General features: G+C 63.1%; 18 protein-coding genes. 11 read left to right on the top strand and 7 right to left on the bottom strand.

The genetic code is table 11. From position 1 onward, the window contains the following. The first annotated feature begins 117 nt into the window (after window positions 1-117). The 6 genes from ACIGGF_RS20960 (at window position 118) to ACIGGF_RS20935 (ending at window position 6,237) form a co-directional block, all read left to right on the top strand. A complete protein-coding gene (locus ACIGGF_RS20960; RefSeq protein WP_397523086.1) occupies window positions 118-696 on the top strand; it encodes a bacterial proteasome activator family protein in 579 nt (192 codons plus the stop codon). A 94-nt stretch (window positions 697-790) separates the two neighbouring features. Next, complete coding sequence (locus tag ACIGGF_RS20955; RefSeq protein WP_397523085.1) at window positions 791-1,627, top strand: ABC transporter permease; 837 nt, start codon at window positions 791-793, stop codon at window positions 1,625-1,627. An 18-nt stretch (window positions 1,628-1,645) separates the two neighbouring features. Further along, the gene (locus ACIGGF_RS20950) at window positions 1,646-2,458 is read left to right on the top strand and encodes an ABC transporter ATP-binding protein (protein WP_397523121.1); all 813 of its coding nucleotides are present in this window, start codon (window positions 1,646-1,648) and stop codon (window positions 2,456-2,458) included. Next, window positions 2,439-3,353: a glycosyltransferase gene (locus ACIGGF_RS20945; protein ID WP_397523084.1), complete on the top strand. Its 915-nt coding sequence runs from the start codon at window positions 2,439-2,441 to the stop codon at window positions 3,351-3,353. The genes ACIGGF_RS20950 and ACIGGF_RS20945 overlap by 20 nt, the downstream gene beginning before the upstream one ends. Before the next feature lie 39 nt (window positions 3,354-3,392). Next, window positions 3,393-4,262, top strand: coding sequence for a TylF/MycF/NovP-related O-methyltransferase (locus ACIGGF_RS20940; protein ID WP_397523083.1), 870 nt, complete (start codon window positions 3,393-3,395; stop codon window positions 4,260-4,262). Between the two features lie 97 nt (window positions 4,263-4,359). Beyond that, window positions 4,360-6,237, top strand: coding sequence for a glycosyltransferase (locus ACIGGF_RS20935; protein ID WP_397523082.1), 1,878 nt, complete (start codon window positions 4,360-4,362; stop codon window positions 6,235-6,237). A gap of 6 nt (window positions 6,238-6,243) precedes the next feature. Here ACIGGF_RS20935 and ACIGGF_RS20930 read toward each other — a convergent pair whose 3' ends face one another. Genes ACIGGF_RS20930 through ACIGGF_RS20915 form a run of 4 tightly spaced genes read right to left on the bottom strand, consistent with a single transcriptional unit; the run spans window position 6,244 to window position 10,338 of the window. Further along, window positions 6,244-7,077 (bottom strand): alpha/beta fold hydrolase, encoded by an 834-nt coding sequence (locus ACIGGF_RS20930; RefSeq protein ID WP_397523081.1) that lies wholly within the window; start codon window positions 7,075-7,077, stop codon window positions 6,244-6,246. Then, the gene (locus ACIGGF_RS20925) at window positions 7,074-7,679 is read right to left on the bottom strand and encodes a TetR/AcrR family transcriptional regulator (RefSeq protein WP_397523080.1); all 606 of its coding nucleotides are present in this window, start codon (window positions 7,677-7,679) and stop codon (window positions 7,074-7,076) included. Before ACIGGF_RS20925 ends, ACIGGF_RS20930 begins: the two co-directional genes overlap by 4 nt. Next, a complete protein-coding gene (locus ACIGGF_RS20920; protein ID WP_397523079.1) occupies window positions 7,676-9,478 on the bottom strand; it encodes an amidohydrolase family protein in 1,803 nt (600 codons plus the stop codon). Before ACIGGF_RS20920 ends, ACIGGF_RS20925 begins: the two co-directional genes overlap by 4 nt. A gap of 59 nt (window positions 9,479-9,537) precedes the next feature. Further along, window positions 9,538-10,338 (bottom strand): glycosyltransferase, encoded by an 801-nt coding sequence (locus ACIGGF_RS20915; protein WP_397523078.1) that lies wholly within the window; start codon window positions 10,336-10,338, stop codon window positions 9,538-9,540. Between the two features lie 94 nt (window positions 10,339-10,432). On the opposite strand from ACIGGF_RS20915, the gene ACIGGF_RS20910 reads away from it, so the two are divergent. Then, complete coding sequence (locus ACIGGF_RS20910; protein WP_397523077.1) at window positions 10,433-12,601, top strand: hypothetical protein; 2,169 nt, start codon at window positions 10,433-10,435, stop codon at window positions 12,599-12,601. Here ACIGGF_RS20910 and ACIGGF_RS20905 read toward each other — a convergent pair. Both ACIGGF_RS20905 and ACIGGF_RS20900 read right to left on the bottom strand, forming a co-directional pair. Beyond that, window positions 12,595-13,551 carry a Gfo/Idh/MocA family oxidoreductase gene (locus ACIGGF_RS20905; protein ID WP_397523076.1) on the bottom strand — a complete coding sequence of 319 codons (957 nt, stop codon included), beginning with the start codon at window positions 13,549-13,551 and terminating at the stop codon, window positions 12,595-12,597. The two genes, ACIGGF_RS20910 and ACIGGF_RS20905, sit on opposite strands and share 7 nt — an antisense overlap. Continuing rightward, window positions 13,551-14,651 (bottom strand): DegT/DnrJ/EryC1/StrS family aminotransferase, encoded by a 1,101-nt coding sequence (locus ACIGGF_RS20900; RefSeq protein ID WP_397523075.1) that lies wholly within the window; start codon window positions 14,649-14,651, stop codon window positions 13,551-13,553. Before ACIGGF_RS20900 ends, ACIGGF_RS20905 begins: the two co-directional genes overlap by 1 nt. 153 nt (window positions 14,652-14,804) lie before the next feature. On the opposite strand from ACIGGF_RS20900, the gene ACIGGF_RS20895 reads away from it, so the two are divergent. Together ACIGGF_RS20895 and ACIGGF_RS20890 are read left to right on the top strand one after the other, a co-directional pair. Continuing rightward, a complete protein-coding gene (locus ACIGGF_RS20895; protein ID WP_397523074.1) occupies window positions 14,805-15,548 on the top strand; it encodes a DapH/DapD/GlmU-related protein in 744 nt (247 codons plus the stop codon). Continuing rightward, window positions 15,545-16,537 carry a YbhN family protein gene (locus tag ACIGGF_RS20890; RefSeq protein ID WP_397523073.1) on the top strand — a complete coding sequence of 331 codons (993 nt, stop codon included), beginning with the start codon at window positions 15,545-15,547 and terminating at the stop codon, window positions 16,535-16,537. Before ACIGGF_RS20895 ends, ACIGGF_RS20890 begins: the two co-directional genes overlap by 4 nt. Here the strand turns inward: ACIGGF_RS20890 and rfbB are convergent. Further along, window positions 16,534-17,541 carry a dTDP-glucose 4,6-dehydratase gene (rfbB, locus tag ACIGGF_RS20885; protein ID WP_397523072.1) on the bottom strand — a complete coding sequence of 336 codons (1,008 nt, stop codon included), beginning with the start codon at window positions 17,539-17,541 and terminating at the stop codon, window positions 16,534-16,536. The two genes, ACIGGF_RS20890 and rfbB, sit on opposite strands and share 4 nt — an antisense overlap. Window positions 17,542-17,738: 197 nt before the next feature. On the opposite strand from rfbB, the gene ACIGGF_RS20880 reads away from it, so the two are divergent. Further along, window positions 17,739-18,515 (top strand): hypothetical protein, encoded by a 777-nt coding sequence (locus tag ACIGGF_RS20880; protein ID WP_397523071.1) that lies wholly within the window; start codon window positions 17,739-17,741, stop codon window positions 18,513-18,515. Continuing rightward, on the top strand, window positions 18,512-19,720 hold the full coding sequence (locus ACIGGF_RS20875; RefSeq protein WP_397523070.1) for a WXG100 family type VII secretion target: 1,209 nt from the start codon (window positions 18,512-18,514) through the stop codon (window positions 19,718-19,720). Before ACIGGF_RS20880 ends, ACIGGF_RS20875 begins: the two co-directional genes overlap by 4 nt. Window positions 19,721-19,752 lie beyond the last annotated feature (32 nt).

Here is a 19,752-nt window from a genome sequence, read left to right as displayed (position 1 = left end):
CACGCTCGATCCTTCCCTGCTTTCGCTGTTCTCGACGAACTGCTGTTCCCGACGACCGAACCAGGATAATCGCCCCGGACGATCGCGCAACGACGAGCGACGCGTAAAGATGGATACATGACCCAATCCGAGTCGAACAGTGCCCCCGATGACCACGTCGTTGTGATCGGTCCCAACGGCGAACCCCTCGCGTTGAGCCGTGAGGAAGCCACAGCCGCTGCGGCGCGCGCTGCTGGATCGTCTGCCAACGAGGATTCGGACGACGGTTCGGGTCTGTCGGAGATGGTCGAGCAGCCCGCGAAGGTGATGCGCATCGGCACGATGATCAAGCAGCTTCTCGAGGAAGTGCGCGCCGCACCGCTCGACGACGCCAGCCGGACGCGCCTGAAGGACATCCACAAGTCGTCCATCCACGAGCTCGAACAGGGCCTCGCCCCGGAACTGCGCGACGAGCTCGAGCGCCTGGTACTGCCCTTCGGCGACGACGTGGTGCCCACCGACGCAGAACTCCGCATCGCACAGGCTCAGCTCGTCGGCTGGCTCGAAGGTCTGTTCCACGGCATTCAAACGGCCCTGTTCGCGCAGCAGATGGCCGCCCGCGCCCAACTCGAGCAGATGCGGCAGGGCGCGTTGCCGCCGGGAGTGATGGGCGCACCAGGTGCCGGCCACGGCAACGGTACCGGCCAGTATCTGTGACACGCTCGGAAATGATTCCCCACGCTGAGAGCAGGTAGTGTCGACCGTCGTGTCGGCACCAGCGAAGGATCCCGAGAGTGAGGCAGGAGAACAGATGCCTGCTCCGGTTTCGGACTCACAGACTTATCGGCGCGCATTCGGCGATCTGAAGACCGGTTTCAACCAGCGCGAACTCTGGCTGCATCTCGGCTGGCAGGACATCAAGCAGCGCTATCGGCGGTCGGTGATCGGTCCGTTCTGGATCACGATCGCCACCGGCGTCCAGGCGATTGCGATGGGCCTGCTGTATTCGGTGTTGCTCAACATCGATCTGCGTGAATTCCTGCCGCACGTGACCGTCGGCCTAATCGTCTGGGGATTGATCAGCGCCTCGATTCTCGAGGGCGGAGACGTCTTCGTTGCCAACGAAGGCCTGATCAAGCAGCTGCCGAGCGCGCTCAGCGTGCATGTCTATCGGCTGGTCTGGCGTCAGCTACTCCTGTTGGGCCACAACATGCTGATCTACGTGATCATCATCGCGATCTTCTGGCCCGAGGGTGGGCTGCACTGGACCGTGGTCTTCGCGATCCCGGCGCTCGTGCTGATCCTGCTCAACGCGGTGTGGGTGTCCATCCTCTTCGGCATCATCGCCACCCGCTACCGCGACATCGCCCCGATCCTGGGCAGCTTCGTCACGCTGATGTTCTTCATGACGCCGATCGTGTGGACCACCTCGGGCTTGCAGTCGATGGGCGGCGAGGCCGCGAACCGCGCCAAGCTCGTCGAGATCAACCCGCTGTTCCACTACCTCGACATCATCCGCGCCCCGCTGATCGGCGAGGATCAACAGGCGTACCACTGGTACATCGTGCTCGGCTTCACCGTCGTGGGCTGGGCGCTGGCCATTCTCGCTCTCAAGAAGTACCGGGCCCGCGTGCCCTACTGGGTATAGGGGTTTCTCGAGTTGTCCATCAGCATCAGCACCCATGACGCCTGCGTCGACTTTCCCATTTTCGACGCCAAGACGCGGTCACTGAAGAAGGCCTTCCTCGGTAAAGCCGGCGGTGCCATCGACCGCAACTCCTCCGACGTCGTCGTCGTCGAGGCACTCAAGAACATCACCATGAATCTGAAGGACGGCGATCGCGTCGGCCTGGTGGGGCACAACGGCGCGGGCAAGTCGACGCTGCTGCGGCTGCTCTCGGGCATCTACGAGCCGACGCGCGGCAGTGCCACCATTCGCGGCCGTGTCGCGCCGGTGTTCGATCTGGGCGTCGGTATGGACCCGGAGATCTCCGGCTACGAGAACATCATCATCCGGGGTCTGTTTCTCGGCCAGACTCGCAAGCAGATGCTCGCGAAGATGGACGAGATCGCCGACTTCACCGAACTCGGCGACTACCTCGACATGCCCCTGCGCACCTATTCGACGGGCATGCGGGTGCGGGTCGCGATGGGTGTCGTCACCAGCATCGACCCGGAAATCCTGCTGCTAGACGAGGGCATCGGGGCGGTCGACGCGGAATTCATGAAGAAGGCTCGACACCGCCTGCAGGAGTTGGTGAAGCGCTCGGGAATCCTGGTGTTCGCCAGCCACTCCAACGAGTTCTTGGCTCAGCTGTGCGATACCGCGATGTGGATCGATCACGGTCAGATCCGCCAGCAGGGCGGCATCGAGGATGTGGTGCGCGCCTACGAGGGCAACGACGCGGGAGACCACGTCGCGCAGATCTTGAAGGAGATCGAGCGGGAAGACGGACCTGATGGGCAAGCCGGTGGCTGACAAGATCGTCGGGGTCATCGTCACGCACAAGCGGCGTGAGTTGTTGGCTCTGTCGTTGGACGTCATCGGTGCCCAAACGCGTCCGCTCGATCATCTGGTCGTCGTCGACAATGCCGACGAGCCTGCAGTACGGGAACTGGTCGAGTCCATCGCGCTGCCGACGACGTATCTCGGCTCGCAACACAATCTCGGCGGCGCGGGCGGGTTCGCGCTCGGCATTCTCTACGCCCTCTCACTCGGTGCGGATTGGGTGTTTCTCGCCGACGACGACGGCCGCCCCGAGGGCCCGAACGTGCTCGAGACTCTCTACGACTGCGCGCTCACGCATGGACTCGACGAGGTCTCCCCCGTCGTCTGCGATATCGAGGATCCTGATCGGCTGGCATTTCCGCTGCGACGCGGCGTCGAATGGCGTCGACTTCGGTCGGAGCTGATCGACCCGGAGAATCCCCAAGACGATCTGCTCGAAGGCATCGCGTCACTGTTCAACGGAGCACTGTTCAAGGCGTCGACCATCGACGCGGTGGGCGTGCCCGATCTGAGGCTGTTCGTCCGCGGCGACGAGGTGGAAGTCCACCGTCGACTGCAACGCTCGGGCCTGAAGTTCGGTACCTGCCTCACCGCTGCCTACGTCCACCCGAACGGGGCCGAGGAATTCAAGCCGATCCTCGGTGGCCGGATGCACACGCAGTACCCGGAGGATGCGACCAAGCGCTACTTCACCTACCGCAATCGCGGGTACCTGATGTCGCAGCCCGGCATGCGAAAGCTGTTGCCGCAGGAGTGGATTCGCTTTACTTGGTTCTTCCTGATCACTACCAGGAACCCGCGCGGTCTGGCGGAGTGGTTCCGGTTGCGCGGGCTGGGGCGTCGGGAACACTTTCGTAGGCCGTGATGTGTTTGCGAACGCCGCCCCACCGGCTACCGTGTGCCCATGACGGAACCTCGGAAGCTCGCTGATCGCATCAAGTTTTCGGCACGGCAGAAGCTTCAACGAGCGATCGGCGAGGTTCTGGAGCAGCAGACGGCTCAGCTGGCCGAGCAGACGAGTGACCGACAAGCGACACTGCTCGACGTCCTCGAACGTCAACGTCGCGAGATCGAGGAACTACGCGGGTTCGTGCGCGGGCTCGAGCTCCGCATGCGCCGCGACCTGTTCTTCGCTTCCGAGGTCGAGGCCGCCGCCCAGAGTGCCGAATTCGCCGAAGAAATGATGTCGAAAGCTCCCACTTTTCCGTTGCCGCACGCCACATTGCGGTTCGCGCTCGGGGAGGTCTCCATTCGCGGCATGGCCCTGGAATTCGGGGTCGCCAGTGGTACGACGCTCGACATCATCGCCGCCGAGCTCGGAGCGCGCAAGGACATCACCGTCGTCGCCGGATTCGATGTGTTCTCCGGTCTCCCCGAGACCTGGCGCACCGGATTTCCGAAGGGCCTGTTCGAGCAGGACACCATCCCCGAGGTGCCGGGCGCACAGATCGTCCCCGGACTTTTCGAGGACTCACTGCCGGGATTCTTGAAGGGTCACCACGAGAAGTTGGCGTTCTTGCACCTGGACGTAGACCTGTACTCGTCGACGGTCACCGTGCTGGACCTGGTGGCCGACCGACTCGCGGTGGGCACCGTCATCGTGTTCGACGAGTACTTCAACTTCCCCGGCTGGCGCAACCACGAGTACCGGGCGTGGACGGAATTCGTCACCCGTACCGGCACCGAGTTCGACTATCTGGGATACACGGTCGACAACGAACAGGTCGTTGTACGGATCCGCACAGCACCCCGCGTTTCGGGTGCCCGTCGCTGATCGAGCCTGCACAGAAGGATCACCCGCCGCAGGTAGGATCGCAACGCGGAGGTCTCACGAGGATCCCGTGAAACCGCACGAAATCGATGGAGCGTTGATGACCGATACAGCCCCCGACATCGCACACAGCAGTTCCGATGTGCGGTCGCGTCTGGTGGAGCACGACCCGCAGTCGCGCTTCGTCGTCCAGCGCGGACTGTTCTCGGGTCCGTCCACCCTGATCGACGACGACCTCTACACCCACATCGAGAGCGGTCTGGCTTACCGGTCGCGCCATGAAGTGGCGATCGAGCCCAACGCCGAGATCGATACCAACACCTACTTCGGCCGCTTCCCCGCGAGCTACTGGCAACGCTGGACGGCCGTCACCGAGGTGCGGGTTCAGCTGTCGTACGACGGGGCCGGACGCATCGCCCTGGTCGCGTCGGACTCGGATGGCCGCGATCGCACAGTCGACGCCGTGGATGTGGACGGCAGCGGCACCGTCGAAGTGAACGGCCTGCTGGACCGCTTCGTCGACGGCGGCGCCATGTGGATCCGAATCAACACGCACACAACCACTCTGAAGCTCTCGAACGTTGCCTGGAGCGTCGATTCCCCGGAGAAGATCCGACCCGCGGCCGTCGTCGTGTGCACCTTCAACCGCGCCGACGAATGCGCGGAAACCGTTGCCGTACTGGGCAACGACGCACAGGTGGTCGACGGTCTCGATGCGGTGTACGTGGTGGACCAGGGCACCGACCCGGTCGAGACACGCGAGAAGTTCCAGAGCATCGCACAGGTGCTCGGCGACAAGCTCGTCTACATCCGCCAGCCCAACCTCGGCGGTGCCGGCGGTTTCACCCGCGGCATGTACGAGGTCACCGACGTCGTCGGAGCCGACCACGCCAACGTGATCCTGATGGACGACGACATTCTGTGTGAGCCCGAAACCGTCCTGCGCGTCAACGCTTTCGCCAACATGACGGTGGAGCCCGCCATCGTCGGTGCCCAGATGTTGGGGCTGTTCCACCCCGATCGAATCCTCGTGGGGGCCGAGCACGCCGACCTGTCCGGCCCCAAGGTCGGCATTCCCTCGACCAACGCGCTCGTCAACTCCAGCGTCGTGAAGAAGAGCCAGGACATTCGCGTCGACGCCGGCTACAACGGTTGGTGGACGTGCCTGATCCCGTCCGAGATCATCGCTCAGGTGGGCTATCCCCTTCCGTTGTTCTTCCAGTGGGACGACGTCGAATACGGACTGCGCGCCCGCGGCCGCGGATTCGCCACCGTCACTCTTCCCGGGGCAGGCGTGTGGCACGCCGACTTCTCCTGGAAGGACTGGGACGAGTGGCATCGATACTTCAACATTCGCAACGGCCTGCTGACTGCCGCACTGCACAGCGAGTTCGACGGAAAAGTACTGTTCCGCAGTCTTTCTCGCGACCTCTTGCGGTTTCTCGTCGGAATGCAATACGGCCTGGCCTTCACTCAGATCAAGGCCATCGAGGACTTCGTGCAGGGGCCCGAGGTTTTCCACGACGGCGGCGTCGCGGCGGCGGCCGGCATTCGCCGTGAACGCGCGATGTATTCCGAGACTGTGCGGCACTCCGCTGCGCACGCACCGGAACTGCAGAACGCCGACTACCAGATCGCCAGCGCAGCACCGTGGCCCAGCATGGAAGGCCTCGTCCTGGCCAAGCGTCTGATGCAGCAGCTGCGCGGACGCGTCAACCCACATCCCGTGGCCATCGCCAGCCGCGATGCGCATTGGTGGCACGTCTCGCTCTTCGGGCACGCCGTCGTCACCGACGCCTCCCAGGAAGGCGTACGTGTTCGTCGGCACAACGCGGAACTGATGAAGCAGCTGCTCGTCCGGGGGCTCCGTGCGCAATGGACATTGCGGTCGCGGGCTCCGCAGATTCGCGAGAGCTACCGTCGTGAATTCGAGTCGATGACCAGCCGTTCCAATTGGGCGCGGTTGTTCGGCAAGTAGCCCAGGCTATTCCGTAGCCCGCACCCGCTCCAGCAGGACGCGGGCGGCGTCGGACGGGTGCGTGTACGGCCACCAGTGGCCCGCATCGACCTGAACCACGCGCAGGTCGGGGATCCATCGATCGAGACCCTCGGTGAGGTTCGTCGACAGCATGCGGTCGTGGGTCGGTACGACCACGGTGGTCGGCACAGGGCAACGCGGCTCGGGTCCGCTGACCAGACGCCGCATGATGTTGGCCCGGTACAGTCCGATGCCGCGCTGCTGGTCGGCTACCGTCGGCGTCGGCTCACCCTCGGCCCGCAGTCGCGCCAGCAATGCGGGCACGCGGGTGCGTAGGACGGGCACATGGAACCCGAAGACGTACCAGGACCGAGCCAACTGCCCCACCAGGGACGGCCACTTCTGCGGCCGCACCAGCCGCGACCGCGCCACCCGCCGCAGATGATCCAGGCTCGGCCCGGACACCGAGGTGTACGACGCGAACACGGTGGTTGCGCGGGGCGAGGCCATCGCCTCCCACAGCTGAAGCGACCCCCAATCATGCGCGAAGACATGCACTTTCCCCGACAGCCCTGGAATGGACTCGACCACCGCGAAGGCGTCCCGCGCCAATTGCTCGATCGACACATCCGCCGTGGAATCGAGCACGCACGCGCCGCTGCCCCGCGTCTCGTAGGCGATCACCCGAACGGTGTCGCCGAGCTCGGCGATCAGCGGATCGAACATATGATGATTGTCGGGATACCCGTGCACCAGAAGCACCGTCGAGGGTGCAGACGGATTCCCGTATTCGAAGACGGGAAGCTCGGCACCGGCGATGCGTACCGTCCACTGGCTCATCCGGCGTCGCTCAGAGCGTGCAGGCTTCCACCACGCAACAGGTGCGCAATCATCTTCAGCCGCATGGCCTCCTGCTCGGGTTGCGGATGCACCACAGCCGCCAACGCCTCGCCGTCGAGCATGTGGACCACGGTGAGGATCACTGTCTCGAGCTGTCGTGGATCTATCGCCCCGGCAACCGGTAGCGTCCGAGCGAGTTCGGCGATCTGCTCGTGATACCGAACCGTGAAGGGCTGCAGCCTCTCTCGCAGATCCTGGTCACTGCGAGCGGCGGTGAGGAGCTCGTACCACGCCCCATTGATCGGTGCTCGGCATGCAGCCCTGAGCAGTTCGAGGCAGTGTTCGATGGACGCGCTGCCGAAACCGGACAGGCCGCGGCGAAACTCCACGAATTGACGTCGTCGAACCTCGTCGGCTGCGGCGACGATCAGATCGAGCCTGGTGTCGAAGTGCCGGAACATGGCACCCGACGACACCCCGGCGCGGCTGACGATCTCATTGACACTCGTTGCCGCATAACCTTTTTCGCACAGCGATTCTATGGCCGCGTCGAGTAGTTTTCCGATCGTTTCGGTTCGACGCTGCTGTTGACTCGGACTCACACGCGCTCCCGGCGACGCGGAGCCGTAGGGGTACCCGCCCGGAGGAAACTCCCTGCCCGCTCCGAGACACCGAACCAGGGTGCAAAGGTGCCGCCGGAGAACACCACTCGGCCCGCAATCAGAGTGGCGGTCACTGCACGGTCGTTGCGATTGACCATCCGGCTCAGACCACCGAACTCCGGCATGGTCTCCTCGCGGTACGCCAGGACTTCCTCGGTTAGGCCCGCCGGGTCGATCACCACGATGTCGGCACGATCGCCCACCCGCACATGTCCGGCGTCGACACCGTAGAAGTCGGCCAACTCGCCGCTGAGCTTGTGCACTGCTTTTTCGACGGTCATGAAGGGCGTGCGATCACGCTGGGCTTCGTGCACGCGGTGCAGCAATCGGATGCCGAAGTTGTAGAACGCCATGTTGCGCAGATGAGCACCGGCATCGGAGAATCCGACGGTCACTCCGGGCTGGTTGATCAGCTTGTCCATCTGCTTCTTGCGATGATTGGCAACTGTTGTGTGCCAGCGCAACTTTCGGCCATGCTCGACCACCAGATCGAGGAATGCGTCCACCACGTGCACACCACGTTCGGCCGCGACCTCCGCAACGTTCTTTCCGACGACCGACGCGTCGGGGCACTCGGTGATCTGTGCGTCCGCGAAGTCACGGTGCCAGACCCGCGAGCTGAACTTCTTCTCGAAATCGGCACGGAACCAGCGACGGTAGGCCTCGTCCGAGAGCAACTCGTTGCGGCCCAACTCCTCTCGCAGATGCAGAGCTGCTCGTCCCGAGCCGAACTCCTCGAACACCACGAGGTCGATACCGTCGGAATAGACATCGAACGTGGTGGGCAGGTGCTGCCAACGGAACTGGCCCTTGCCCGGTCCGTTGACGATGCGTGCGAGCGGACCGAAGATGCGATGAATCCAGGGCGACGCCTTCGCGTCCGCCGCTGCGAGCAGCGAGATCTTGAGCGGAGTGCGGCCGATTCCGGTGGCCGAGCCCAGAAAGAACAACATGTCGTACTTGGTGTTCAGGTTCGGAATGCTCTGCAGCAAGCGGCCGCGTCGGCGCAGAATCTTGTGCAGGGAACGGAATTCGCTCCAGCGTGCGTACGAGGACGGCAGCGATCGAGACCGGTACCGATCGCCGTCGAGCTTGTCCCAGGGGTTCGTCATGGTCGACATTCCGAGCAGCCCGGCGTCGAGCGCCTGCTCGAGCGCGTCGGACATGGCGCGCCATTCCTCGCGAGTGGGCTTCTGACTCCGATCGGTCGAGCGGTCGAGACCCATGACGTGCGCGCGTAGATCCGAATGGCCCACCAGTGCAGCAATATTGGGGCCGAGCGGCAAGTTCTCGAGCGCCGCGATGTACTCGTCGGGGCTGTTCCACGTCTTGTGCGTATCGACGGCTTTGAGCACATGATCACGTGGCAGCGCCTCGACCCGACTGAACAGATCCGCGATGTCGACTGGAGTGGAGTAGAGCGTCGACAACGAGCAGTTCCCCAACAGGACCGTCGTGACCCCATGCCGGACGGATTCTTCGAGGCCCGGACCGACGAGCACCTCGGCGTCGTAATGGGTGTGCACGTCCACGAAGCCCGGCGTGACCCACTTGCCGGTGGCGTCGACGACCTCGGTCGAGGCGCCCACCTCAAGCGGTGTGGACGACACGGCCCGCACGACGCCGTCGACGATGCCCACGTCGGCCAGCACTCCGGGACCGCCGGATCCGTCGTAGACGGTGCCGCCGGTGATGACGACGTCGAAAGAAGCGTTCGAGTTGATTGTGACCTCCGTCATAGAATGACGAAACTCTAACTTAGAGAGTGGTCACTCGCAATAGCTCCTTACGTCTCGATTCACGCGTCGACCGCGTGACGACCTGCTTGTGCTGCCGCTCGCAATTCGTGACGACGCCCACGCAATGACAGCAGACCACGGGCCATCTTCACGACATCCCCGAACGCAACCCGACTGGGCTCACTCCGGTGCGATTCGGACAGACGGACCGGCAACTCCACAGGACGGACGCCGGCCAACTCCACCGCATAATCCAACTCGGTGGTGAACAAGAAACCCGGTTCGATGAGCCGCGGAGCCACCGCACGCAGGAGGGTGCCGTCGACGATGAACGTTCCCTGCGGGTCTTTCGTTCGAGTGCCCAGCACGATTCTGCGCAGCGACGTGAAACCGAAAGTCATCACGGCACGAAGTACCCCACGTTGCACGGCAGATTCGGGATGCGCCTTCGAACCGATTGCCACCAGCGGTGTCGACCCGGCTTCGGACGTCCATTGCGCAGCCGCGTTCAGGTCGTCGAACCCGAACGGTAGATCGTCGGCGGTCAGCAGGATGCTGTCACCGCGCGACTGCTCGACGCCCAGCCGAAGCGCGTTGCCCATGCCTTTTGCACTGGTCAACACGGACAGCGCGACTGTGGGATGCGCCCAGTCGGCCGCAAGGCGAGCGCAGATGTCGGCGGTCGAATCGGTCGAACCGTTCTCGACAACGATGATCTCTGCAGTTTTTCCGGACAGATAGTCGACGAACGCGTCCACCGTCGACTCGATGACACGGGCGGAATTGTGAGCCGGTATCACCACCGACAGTTCGACCGGTTCCGGCCGCGAACTCGAAGCGGGACCAGAGGACACCGTCACCCTTTCAGCGCCTGTCGAATACTACGAACGGACGAAACACTACGCTGCAACGGACTGTCCGATGCTCACCGACCATCACCGACGAAGGCGTTTCGTGACTTCTGATCGCCCCTGGGCGGCGCGGGTACTCCCGCCCGTAGTTCTCGCCCTGACCGTCGCTGTTGCCGCGGCGATACCGATGCTCACCAACCGATGGTTCTACTACTGGGACGACAGCGCGGCGGCCTTCACACCCGGATGGCGAGTGATCGGCGAAAGACTGCTGTCCGGGTCGTGGCCGACGCTCATACCCGAACTGTGGGCAGGCGGAAACATCACCGCTGAAGCCCTCTACGGCACCTACAACCCGCTGTTGTTGGCGAACTCGGCTCTCATCGCGGCGATTCCCAATCTGGCCATCGGCATCACCCTGGTCAAGATGCAATTCATGGCAATTCTCGCCGTCGGCGTCTATCTTCTGGCCAAACAGTACGGTGCGCGTACGTCGATGGCATTCGTCGCAGGCTTCGCTATGCCGTTCGCCGGTTACACGCTGTATTTCGACGCCTCGAGTTGGGCCTCGGGCTTGTTCGCGTTCGCGTGGATTCCGCATGTCTGGTGGTCGACGCGGTCCGCTGGTCTCGGTCGGATCAACCCCATCGTTCCCATTTTCTTCGGCTTCATGGCCATGACCACCGGTAACCCCTACGGTGCTGTCGCGGTGGCCGTGGTCTACCTCGCCGTCATTGCCGAGGTCGTAGCACTGGGCCGCTACCGGCGGATCACCTCGCTGATAATCAGCGGAGTATCAATCCTGGCACTGTCGCTGATCGTCTACCTTCCGCTTGCTTTCACCACCGATGTGTCGGTGCGAAACCAGTCCGGAGTGTCCAATGACGGCACGCTCCGTCCCGGCCTCGGTGATCTGATCAACGTGAGCAGCCCGACGCATCTACCGATGGTCGAGTCGTTCGGGGCCAGCTTCATGACCGTCCCCATCGGATACCTCGTCTGGTTCCTCGTGCCGCTGAGCCCGTGGATCCGATGGCGAACCCTCGCCAGCCTGAAGACGAGCGCGATATCGCTGGCCGTCTTCGGAGGGATCTATGCAGTGCTGCTCCTCGGACCGTCGAACCTGTGGCTGTTCCGCTGGCCTGTTCGGTTGATCGAGTACGCACAACTGCCCCTGCTGGTCATCACCGCCGTCGCGGCCAGCGCGGGGCTGCACCGCGAAAAGCTCCGGCTGCGAGTCTCGATCACGGCCGCACTTCTCGTACTGCAGTTCTACCTGGCATGGTCGAGTGTTCCGGACGACCTCGGTATCCATGCCGTGGCCTTGTTGGTCTGCGGCCTCCTGACGGTCGCCGCTGTCACCGCAGGCTTACGAGCACCCCGCGTCTTCGGCGGCGTCCTCGTAGTCGGAATAGTGACAACACTGGCGCTGCAGACCAACGCATGGTTCCAAGGCAACGACAACGTGACACCCTGGCGATTCCCCCGCCAGGTCGCGTTCCTGGAGGACCGATTGGACAGCCGGTACACGGGGAACACTTTTGCCATCGCCGACACGGAGTCGATTTCGGAGGACGATTCCACGTCGCAATGGGGTGACTTGGTGTTCGGCAACGCGTGGCAAGCCTCCGGGGTGGACGCCGTCAACAGCTACGCCGGCATCAGCTACGAGGATTTCGTCGACGCGCTGTGTCTGAACTACTACGGCGGAGTCACCTGCTCGGACGCGGTGGACAGGTTGCTGGCAACGGCACCCGGAACCGATGTGTCATGGGCGGACGCGCTCCGGCTCGACACGATCATCGTGCAGAACAGCGGCCCCTACGGAAACACGAGCGCACTCGACCGACTCCCCGCGGAACAATGGATGATCACCGCATCCGACGTCGTCACCGTCGCACACCGTCGGACACCTCTCCCTTGGCCGACCGGACGATTGTCGTCTGTCGACGACGGGGTCACCGTGCTGGCGGACGATGCCGAGACGGACACCCGAGAGACACTGCAATACAACGGCTCCGGGGTCGCTACGTTCGCTTTGCTCGCGTGGCCCGGATGGACGGCCACTGTCGACGGGAACCCGGCCGAGGTGCGGGCAACCGAGGGCGGCTTGCTTCAGGTGGTGTTACCGAACGGAGGTACGACTGCGACGATCGAATACACCCCACCCGGCACCACCGGCGGAGTGGCGCTCGCCGCCGGTGGACTCGTCCTTGCGCTCGCCCAGTCGGCCGTGGTCGGAGTCAGACGCCGTCGACGAGTGGATCAGTGAGCCGCAGACCGCGTCGCTTCGTCCACTGCGCGGTGTGCCGGCAGAATCGAGTTACGTTCTGCTGCAACATCTCCTGATCCTGAAACCAGATCGAGGAAGTGATTCAGCTGAGCCGAGAGCGGCTCTTCGCTGTATCTGATGGTGGGGATCTCGATGATCGTCTGCTGCTGGTATCCGTCTCGATCGGACGGCATGTCGTCGTCGATGTGCCTGTAGACGGTGATGTCCCGTCGCAGCAGATCGATTTCGATCAGCCGATCCGACTCGAGCAACGACAACTGCCGGATTTTGCGCTGACTGATCCGACTAGCCGAAATCGTTGCAACAGCGCCCGACTCGAACCGCAAGATCGCATCTGCGCAGTCCTCGGCATGGTTCTCTCTCGATGCCGGATGAAAGTACCCGAACTCCCCCGCAACGGATTTCGGCTCGGACCCGACGAAAGATATGGCCAGATCGACGTCATGGATGAGGAGGTCGGTCGCTACTCCCGTCGAGATGCGCGACACGAAGGGAGAATGCCGAATGCCGTTGACCTGCCACACCTCACCCGCGAACTCCCGAGCCGTACGCACGGCCGGATTGAACCGCTCCAACAATCCGCACATCAACGGGATATCCCCGGCCGCAGCCTTGTCCACCAGCTCCGTACTCTGCTCGTACGTGGCGGCCAAGGGCTTCTCGACCAACACAGGCTTGCCCAGGGCGAGAATTCTCGACGCAATGTCGTAATGAGCAGGAGTCGCGGCGGCGATAACCGCCGCATCGATACCGGCGAGGTCGTCGAATTCCGCTGACCAGTCGCAACCGAAGCGCTCGGCGACAGCCCGACCTTGATCCTCACGAGGCTCGACGAGCACCGCCAGATCACAGCGCTCCGACTGTGCAACGACCCTGGCATGCAAAGACCCCATGCGACCCGACCCGATCAGCGCAACCCGAGGATTCATCACTGCCCCATCGCCGTTCGGACAGCCGACACGACGGTGTCGACTTCGTCGACGGTCAAGTTCGCATGCACCGGAATACTCAGGCATCGTTGCGAGACCGACGTGGCGACCGGTGTGTCTTCGATGACAACGTTGGGGTGCTCTCGGTAGCAGTCGTAGTCGTAGGCAGTTTTCGGGTAGTAGATGCCGCTACCCACGCCTGCTTCCGCAAGTCTCGAGCCCAACTCGTCTCTATCGATCGGCGCATTCTCGTCCACGAGCACGGTGTACTGATGCCAGACGTGCCCTCTGCGTTCCAACTCCGCGGGGAGAGCCAGTCCGGCCACGTCCTTCAACCCGGTGGTGATCATGTCCGCGTTGCGTCGACGCTGCTCCACCTGCGCCCGGTAACCGGCCAACTGGGGTAGACCGAGACTGGCTTGCAGATCGGTCATTCGATAATTGTGACCGACGACCTCGTACTGGTACCGGGCCCGCATTCCCTGATTACGGAGGACTCGCAAGCGATCGGCCAGCGACGCGTCGTCGGTTGTGATCATCCCGCCTTCGGCGGTGGTCAAGTTCTTCGTGGCATAGAAGGAAAAACAGCCGAGCCCGAACGTGCCGACTCCCCGGCCGTCGAACGTCGCACCGTGCGCCTGCGCGGCATCCTCCACGATGGCAAGGCCATGCTGTTGAGCAAGGTCACCGAGCGCGGCCATGTCTGCAGACTGCCCATACAGATGAACCGGCATGAGTACCGACGTGCGATCAGTGATTCGCGACGCCGCATCGGCGGGGTCGATATTGAAGTCATTCGCAGAAATATCGGCAAAGCGGACAATTGCCCCGGTGTCGAGAATTGCGTTCAATGTCGCCACGAAAGTAAACGGACTGGTCAGAACTTCGTCGCCGGGCTGCAGATCCTGAATTTCCAACGCTGCACCGAGCGCGGTCGTGCCGTTGTTCACCGCCACAGCATGATCGGCACCGACGAGCTCTGCGAACTGCTCCTCGAAGCGCTTGACCTTGGGGCCCTGCGCGACAATGCCCGATCGAAGAGTGTCGAGCACTTCACGCTCGACATCCTCGCCGAAAACGACACTGGAAATTGCAATCACTGACTTACCCCTCGGACCGACCTGGGTGCGACGGAAAACGTACCGATTCGCATCTTTACCCGTCGACACTATCGCCTGGGATGAGGTCCCGGTCATAAGCCTTGCCGCGGGTAGCGTTATTTTCTACAACAGCGCAGCGAAACGAGCGAAAACGTGGGAGGCCGAATTCAGGTGCCGATCGATATAGGCCAGGACTGCCGAATCCACGAGACAGCCGTCATCGGCGACGGCGTCGTCATCGGCGACCGGGTCACCATCGGACCCGGTGCCGTCCTGGTCGGCCCAGTAACCATCCAAGACGATTGTTGGATCGGTGCGCATACGGTCATCGGCACGCCCCCCGAGATCCTCGGATTCGAGCACTTCGCCGCGTACTCCGACCGCAGCGCGGGTTTCGGCGTCGTTATCGAGGAGGGCTCGATCATCCGAGAGCTGTCGACCGTCCACCAGGGTAGCGAGCGGCCGACAGTCGTCGGCGCGCATTCCTTCATCATGAATCGCGTCTCGATCGAACACGATTGCCAACTCGGGCCCGGCACGATCGCTGCCGCCGGAACCGCCCTCGCCGGTCATGTGACACTCGGATCGGGCTGCAACATCGGCATGAACAGCACCGTGCACCAACGCCGAGTTGTCGGCAACGGCGCGATGGTGGGGATGGGATCGGTCATCACCAAAGACATTCCACCGTTCGCCACCGTCTTCGGCAATCCAGCTCTGCTGCACGGCGCAAACTCCGTCGGCATGACGCGAAAGGGCCATGACGACGCCGAGATCGAGGTAGTTGCGTCCGCTTATTCCGCCGCCCGGCTACCGGAACTTGCCGCACTCGGCGAAGCCAGCTCCTCGGCCTTCACCTGGTGGCAGGGATTGTCGACCAAGCCCCTGATCACATGACCGACGGCGTAGCCGCTTCGCGCGGAAAGAAGATTGCGGGCAACGTGCTGCGCGTCATGGTCACCCTGGCGATCGTCGTCGCCATCGTCTTGGCGGTGCGATCCCAGTGGTCCGAGGTCCGCGAAACCATCTTGTCGCTGGGAATCTGGTCCCTTCTGGGGTCGGCACTGCTGGTGTTTCTCGGGATGGGTGCCGCCGTGCGCGCCTGGCAGCACGCTCTCGGGGCATTGGAATATCCGATACCCGCGTTCGACGCGGCGCGTTGCTACCTGGTGGGCCAACTGGGCAAATATCTGCCGGGCAGCGTCTGGGCATTCGTTCTCCAGACCGAACTGGTCAGGCGGGCCGGGGTGACCAGAGCCGCCGGGTTCGTCGCCGTTCTCGTCACGGTCGGACTGAGCACCACGTCTGCCCTCGTGGTCGGGCTTCTGGGTCTTCCCGCACTGTTCGACGTCAGCACCATCGCCGCGATCGCAGTCATCGTGCTGGTGCCGATCGCGTTGACCTGCGCGTACCCGCCAATCCTGACCCGCTTGGTCAACGTCGCGCTGAAGCTTCTTCGCCGCGCGCCGCTGCAGTCACCACTGGCCTTTCGAAAAATCGCTCTGTCGCTCGGCTGGTGTGCCGCCAGTTGGGTCCTCTACGGCACCCACTTGTGGATTCTTGCGTCGAGTTCGGCCGGCTTCAGGATCGGCGGATTGATGGAATGCATCGGCGCGCTCGCGCTCGGTATGTGCGCCGGCGTGCTCGTCGTCGTCGTACCGTCCGGCATCGGTGTTCGCGAGGCCGTGGTGGTCGCCGCGCTGTCGCCGTACATGGACGCGGGTGTCGCGTTGGGACTGGCTCTGGCGTCCCGACTCGTCTTCACACTGTGCGAGGTACTGGCCGGCGTTGTCGCCGCTGTGTCCGGCTCACGCGTCCTGCGTAACATGTTGGTACACAGCGACTCTCGCATTCCTGCCGCCCACAGCCAGCCGACCGGCAATTAGCGGTTCAGTACGGACTCTTTCGTTGCGTACGTGGCCTCGGTAGCATCCTTCTGCGGTCGCCACCACTGCTCGTTGTCTCGGTACCAATCGATGGTGGCCTTCAATCCGGCGCGGAAGTCGATATAGGTTGGTGTCCAACCCAATTCGGTGCGCAGCTTGGTCGAGTCGATCGCGTAACGAAGGTCGTGACCGGGCCGGTCGGTGACGAAGTCGAAGGCGTCGGGTGCGTTGCCGGTCTCTTCGAGGATCGCTTCGAGGACGGTGCGGTTGTTCGCTTCGCCGTCGGCTCCGATGAGGTAGGTCTCGCCGATGCGGCCGCCGTCGATGATGGCCCAGACGGCACTGTTGTGGTCGTCGACGTGGATCCAATCGCGCACGTTCTGACCGGCACCGTAGAGCTTGGGCCGGGATCCGCTGAGGATGTTCGTGATCTGACGCGGGATGAACTTCTCCACGTGCTGGTAGGGGCCGTAGTTGTTGGAGCAGTTGGAGATGGTGGAGCGGACGCCGAACGAGCGGGTCCAGGCACGCACCAGCAGATCGCTCGATGCCTTGGTCGACGAATACGGACTCGAGGGGTTGTACGGAGTCGATTCGGTGAACCTGGCCGGATCGTCCAGTTCGAGATCGCCGTAGACCTCGTCGGTGGAGATGTGGTGATAGCGCACGTCGTGTTCGCGGACCGCGTTGAGCAAGGTGGTGGTGCCGATGACGTTGGTGTGCACGAACGGCCACGGATCGGTCAACGAATTGTCGTTGTGGGATTCGGCGGCGAAGTGGACGACGAGGTCTGTCTCGCGAACGAGGCGGTCGACGAGGTCGGCGTCGGCGATATCGCCGTGCACGAACTCGATGCGATCGGCGACGGGGTCCAGGGAGGCCTTGTTGCCGGCGTAGGTGAGCTTGTCGAGCACGGTGACCTGGGAATCGGGACGCTGAGCCAGGGTCTGATGTACGAAATTCGCGCCGATGAACCCGGCCCCACCCGTGACGAGAATTCTCATGAACAGGCACTTTACCGGCGGACGCTCGTGCGGGCCCGTCATGTCGTTGCACGGGAGGCTCCACTCGACGCCCCAGCTACAAGGATTATGGCGATGAGACCTTCGAGTGGAGCGAAAGTTGCACCGCTTCCGCCGAGGACCGGACATGTCGGAAGCGCGTGCTAGCTTCTGTTCGACTTCGGGGGGAGTAACAACTGATGGGTCTCGGCAAGATTCTGATTCGTCTCGCAGCATCGGTGGCACTGCTGTTCGGGCTCATGTGGGCAATTCCGCAGTTGGCACCGCCGGTACCGGAACCGTACGAGGGTGTGCAGGCTCTGCCGCCGGTGTCCCCAACACCCACGGGCTCGACGACGGCCCCGCCGCCACTGCCACCGGGCTTTCCGTCGATGAACCGGCCGCCACCGAAGATCGAGGTGCCCGACGGGCAGCCGCAGCCCATCGCCACCAAATTCGGCTGGACCTACGACATTCCTGCGGACTGGGAAAATTGGAATGACGGATTCTCGCAGTGGGTCGGCGAGGACGGAACGACCGCAACCTACGGCGCGATGGGCCTTTACGGCCGATTCGATTGCGAGGGCGGTGAGTTCGAGTCTTCGGCGATCAGCGGAATGACCGGTCGTAGAGCCGGGGACTTGACGGTCCTCGCGTACCAAGAGGCGCAGAAAGCGTCGATGATCTTTACCAACAGAGACGGGTCCGAAACACCCACTGTTCAGATCAGCGACCCCAAGTATCTGCAGGTCGACGGAGTCCCGGCTGTCCGCTACACAGCCCTGGTGGAAGACATACCGGATTCGCCGTATTGCCCTCCGCCCCGCGCCACCTTCGACGTAGTCACCACTACAGGTTTCGCCACCGCAGAAGTCGCGGTCTTCGTCGTGCTCGCCGACCGTGACGTCGAGAACGCAATCTCCGACGAGGATGTCGAACGCCTCATTTCGTCTTTGAGAAGGAGCGCGACGCAGTGACCGAACCGCTGATCGCCAGATCCTCGGAAATCGCCGGCCTCGGAAATCTTCTCGATCGCATCAGTGCCGATACCCTGGCCAGTCACCTCTATTTGCTCGACAACGCGGGCCTGGGCGAGAACGTGGTTGGGCAGATTCTGCAGCGACTTCAGCCGTATCTCGCACGCTTCCAAGAGATGACACGCACTCGACAGGTTCACTTGTCCGTCAATTGCGGGGAGATGGGTGCCGAGCTCTGCAAGGCTGCCTGGTTGTATGCCGATCAAGATCAACAGAACTACGATCTACTCAACGCGCACACATCTCTGCCACCGCTTCCGGGCATCGATCGAGGCAGCTCTGACCACGCCGCGGCCGGACATGTCGATGATTTCGACGGGGCAGCCGACTACGGACGGCCCCGGGGAATCGACTATCCCGCACCGAATCCCGTGATCGACGACATCCGAGACCTACTCGACGAAGCTGCGAGCTGGCTCGGAGAGATCGACAGAACGATCTTCGAGCTCTCCGGGTGGAGCCCGCTGAACGAGGCGACCATTCCGATCACCGGGAACTGGAACGAGATCAGGCGGATCGGCCAGGCCTACCAGATCGCGGGCGACGCGATGGAAGCTGCCGGTGAATCGTTTGCCGCAGGAGTGCGCCGAGTCGACAGCTCTTGGAACGGCGCTGCCGCACAGGCATTCACTGACTATGCCGACCGCCAACTGGCCGCAATGCGATGGGAAGGGCCTGCCGGACGGACGATCTCCGCAGTGTGCGCAGTGATATCCGAACAACTGCGCAACGCTGCTCTCGCCGTGGTGCGCAAGATCGTCGAATTGCTCGAGTCCGAAGTGGCCGTCGACAACGCCCGCGGTGCATTGAAGGTCGTCGTCAAGAAAGTGCCGGTGGTCGGCACCGCCTGGCAGGTCGAAAGCATCATCGAAATGTGCTGGAAAGCAATGGATCTAACCAAGGATCTCATTGGAAAGATCGAGCAGGTGGTCGACGACTTCGGCGCGTTCCTCGATGCGCTCGGCGACCCCGAAGGCCAGGTGGGCAAGAAAATCGACAACACGTTGCGACCGCTGAACGACTTCCTCGACTACGGCAAGCAGGCCGTCGAAGCAGGCAAGACCGCGGATATCAGACCGGTACTCGACACGCCGGACGAGGACTTCTCCGTCGGAACCGGTGACGAACCATGGCGGGATGCATGATCGAGGACATGCCTCCGCACGCGCGAGCTGCA

Source organism: Rhodococcus sp. NPDC078407 (assembly GCF_044542515.1).
In the GTDB taxonomy this organism is placed as follows: domain Bacteria; phylum Actinomycetota; class Actinomycetes; order Mycobacteriales; family Mycobacteriaceae; genus Rhodococcoides.
The sequence above is the reverse complement of the archived record's forward strand: the minus strand, read 5'-3'. Positions and strand labels throughout refer to the sequence as shown.